Origin of the sequence: Flavobacterium sp., assembly GCF_035760125.1 — a bacterium.
Taxonomy (GTDB): domain Bacteria; phylum Bacteroidota; class Bacteroidia; order Flavobacteriales; family Flavobacteriaceae; genus Flavobacterium.
In genome coordinates this window covers 1-3440 of record NZ_DASTTN010000159.1, presented here as the reverse complement: position 1 = coordinate 3440, position 3440 = coordinate 1, and the positions used below count along the sequence as shown (strand labels likewise).

At 37.2% G+C, this 3440-nt stretch carries 4 protein-coding genes and 1 riboswitch; all 4 genes read right to left on the bottom strand.

What is annotated here, in order from left to right; genetic code table 11:
* Positions 1-272 (bottom strand): homocysteine S-methyltransferase family protein (locus VFS71_RS06140; RefSeq protein WP_326400016.1); only part of this gene is annotated, 272 nt, incomplete at its 3' end.
* Between the two features lie 245 nt (positions 273-517).
* Positions 518-625: riboswitch (SAM riboswitch) on the bottom strand.
* Between the two features lie 197 nt (positions 626-822).
* The gene (locus VFS71_RS06135) at positions 823-1875 is read right to left on the bottom strand and encodes an NAD(P)/FAD-dependent oxidoreductase (protein WP_326400014.1); all 1053 of its coding nucleotides are present in this window, start codon (positions 1873-1875) and stop codon (positions 823-825) included.
* A gap of 119 nt (positions 1876-1994) precedes the next feature.
* A complete protein-coding gene (locus VFS71_RS06130) occupies positions 1995-2570 on the bottom strand; it encodes a bifunctional precorrin-2 dehydrogenase/sirohydrochlorin ferrochelatase (RefSeq protein ID WP_326400012.1) in 576 nt (191 codons plus the stop codon).
* Entirely contained in the window at positions 2570-3346 is a 777-nt protein-coding gene (cobA, locus tag VFS71_RS06125; protein ID WP_326400010.1) for a uroporphyrinogen-III C-methyltransferase, read from the bottom strand. Before cobA ends, VFS71_RS06130 begins: the two co-directional genes overlap by 1 nt.
* Positions 3347-3440: the final 94 nt, after the last annotated feature.

The following is a 3440-nucleotide window of genomic DNA, read 5'->3' as shown; positions in this document are numbered from 1 at the left end:
TAATAATCCGCCATTCCGATGGTAGTTCCTGAGAAAGTATTGGTTTCCACAATGTCTGCTCCTGCCTCAAAATAAGCAGCGTGCACTGCTTTGATGGCTTGAGGTTGCGTTAAGGACAATAAATCATTGTTCCCTTTAAGCGGATGTGGAAAATCTTTGAATCGTTCGCCACGAAAATCTTCTTCGGAGAAATTATAACGTTGCAGCATTGTCCCCATTGCTCCGTCGAGCACGAGTATTCTCTTTTTTATTTCTTCTTGAATTGTTGACATATTCTTATTTAAATCGCTAAGGTTCTAAACACAAAGCATTTGATTATTAATTCCTAAAATTCCTAATTCTGGCTCTTTAGCCCCGATTGCAGTGAAAATCCTTTTTGGCTCGTTTTTTTACGAGACAAAAAGATTGCAACGGAAAGCGGGAACGCTGACTGCAAAAAATGAGCCAATCATTCGCTCTAAAAAAATTATCGAAATGTTGTCAGGAAAAGGTTTGAAAAATACGGGGATGTATTCTTGCGTTATCTATCCGCGCAATGCGTGGTAGAATGTAGCACCTTTCCCGTAAGGACGGGAGGTTGCTAAGGTTTCATCGGGTCTTTTCCCTCCGCCTTTCGTGATAACTTTCAATAAAAATAGGAACGGCGCAAAGTTATGAAATAGCCTTGCCACTTGCAAGTATTTTTTTTTAAGATTCTTAGAGGCTAAGTTATTAAGCCAAATTTGTGAATCTTTTATACTCAATAGCGATAAATAAAAAGCTCAAACCGTATTACAAGTTTGAGCTTTTATAAAAATCTTAGTTTCTTAGTAACTCAGCAACTTAAACAATAGCTTTCACTACCGCTTTTGGAGCTTCTTTACGAGTACCGTCGAATCCGTCGACTCCGGAAACGGTGGTGTATTTCATAACATATTTTTTACCAGGATTGATAATTTGGTAAGCCGCTTGACACATTAATGTGGCTTCGTGGAATCCGCAAAGAATCAATTTTAATTTTCCCGGATAGGTATTTACGTCACCAATGGCGAAAATTCCAGGGATATTTGTTTGGTAATCCAAGGCGTTGTTTACTTTGATTGCATTTTTTTCGATTTCCAATCCCCAGTGTGCAATTGGACCTAATTTTGGCGTCAATCCAAAAAGCGGAATGAAATAATCGCATTTAATGTTTTGGTGTGCACCATCCTCTTCGATATCAACGGACTCTAAATGCTCAGCTCCGTTCAAACCTATTACTTCTCCTGGAGTAATCATTTTGATTTTTCCGGCATTTTTTAATTCCTGCACTTTTTCCACAGAATCAAGAGCTCCTCTAAATTCGTTTCTGCGGTGAATTAAAGTTACTTCTGAAGCAACATTAGCCAAGAAAATACTCCAGTCCAAAGCTGAATCTCCTCCTCCGGAAATCACGACTCTTTTGTCTCTGAATTTTTCTGGATTTTTGATAAAATATTTAACCCCTTTGTTTTCGTAAAACTCAATGTCTTCGATAAGTGGTTTTCTCGGTTCGAAACTCCCCAATCCTCCAGCAATAGCTACAACAGGCGCGTGGAATTTCTTTCCTTTATTTGAAGTAACAATAAAACTGCCATCTTCTTGTTTTTCGATAGTTTCGGCACGCTCACCAAGAGTAAATCCAGGTTCGAATTGCTTGATTTGTTCCATTAAATTATCCACCAAATCACCTGCCAATACTTCAGGAAATCCTGGAATATCGTAGATAGGCTTCTTAGGGTACAACTCTGATAACTGCCCTCCAGGTTGTGGTAAGGCATCCAGAATATGACATTTTAATTTTAATAAACCCGCTTCGAAAACGGCGAATAGACCTGTTGGCCCGGCTCCTATTATAAGTATGTCTGTTTTTACCATTATATTTAAATTTACTTCTTTTTTTATTACTATTTTTATTTTGTGTGCAAATGAACGAATGATTTCAATTTCTAAATATGATTAATGTCAGAGAATTTTATCCGTTATTTCTATATTCATTATTTTTTCAGTCCTTCTGTAATTTCATTCATTTTTTGAACTTTTTCTTCGAAATTACCTTTTAAAGTCTTTCGGTATTCATTCAGGTTTTCTACCATTTTATTGATGTCTTCCGGAATTACTTCTTCAAAAAACTCACGCAATCTTTTGGCAGTTGTTGGTGATTTTCCATTGGTTGAAATGGCAATTTTCACGTTTCCTTTGGTTACAATTCCACCCAAATAATAATCACATAAATCGGGAGTATCGGCAATATTGCAAATCAAATAACGCTTTCGAGCTAACTCATAAACACGCTTATTGATTTTCAAATCATCAGTGCAAGCGATAACCATATGTCGCTTCTTGAGCATTTTTTTCTTGAACTTCGCTTGGGTCAATTTAACTGAAGGATGTTTTTCGACTAATGCTTCCAATTCGGGTAAAAACTTTGTCGCCACTACCTCAACATTGGCGTTGGGACTGGATTTCAACATAAACGACAATTTTTCCAAACCAACATTCCCACCACCTACAATAAGTACATTGATGTTATGCAGTTTTAAAAAAATGGGATATAATTCGTTTCTTTCCATTATAACTTTATTTCAGCAGTTACAAACTCTTCGTAAAACCCTTTCAATTGATTGCTTTCTTTGACCACTTCTCCAATTACGATAATTGCTGGCGAACTTAATTTATTTTCGACAGCTACTTCTTGAATTGTATCAATTGTTCCCACACCTATTTTTTCATTTGGTGTTGTTCCGTTTTGAATAATCGCAATGGGCGTTTCCCCTTTGGATTCTTTTTGAAATAAAGTAACAATTTGTGATAGTTTACTCATTCCCATCAAAATCACCACTGTTGCTGATGATTTTGCTGCGAGAGCAATATCACTAGACAAATTTCTATTGGAAGTGGTTCCTGTGATTACCCAAAAACTTTCGGAAGTTCCTCTTTTGGTCAATGAAATTCCCTGATAAGCGGGAACTGCAATCGCGGATGAAATTCCGGGTACTACAAATGTAGGGATTCCAAAACTTTCTACGTAATCTATTTCTTCACTTCCTCTTCCAAAAATAAATGGGTCTCCTCCTTTTAACCGAACCACGTGACCGTAAGTCAACGCATTATCAACAATCAATTGATTGATTTGATCTTGCGAATATTCGTGACAACCGATTCTTTTACCCACAAATATTTTTATGGAATTTTGAGGAGCGTACTTCATTATTTCCTCATTGGCCAAAGCATCATACAAAACCACATTCGCTTCAGCAAGTGCTTTTACGCCTTTGAGCGCAAGCAAGTCCGGGTCGCCAGGTCCTGCGCCCACTAAAGTTACTTTGGGTTGTATCATTTTATGCATTAGCTAAATCTTTGGCTCTGTATGCTTCTATTTTTCCGAAGAAAGCTATAGCATCTTGAATATATTTTTGTGCAAAAGCCTCAGATGGCTCGTT

Coding starts and splice junctions, on each gene's coding strand:
- VFS71_RS06135 (WP_326400014.1), bottom strand. CDS start 1,875: ATGGTAAAAACAGACATACTTATAATAGGAGCCGGGCCAACAGGTCTA.
- VFS71_RS06130 (WP_326400012.1), bottom strand. CDS start 2,570: ATGGAAAGAAACGAATTATATCCCATTTTTTTAAAACTGCATAACATC.
- cobA (WP_326400010.1), bottom strand. CDS start 3,346: ATGCATAAAATGATACAACCCAAAGTAACTTTAGTGGGCGCAGGACCT.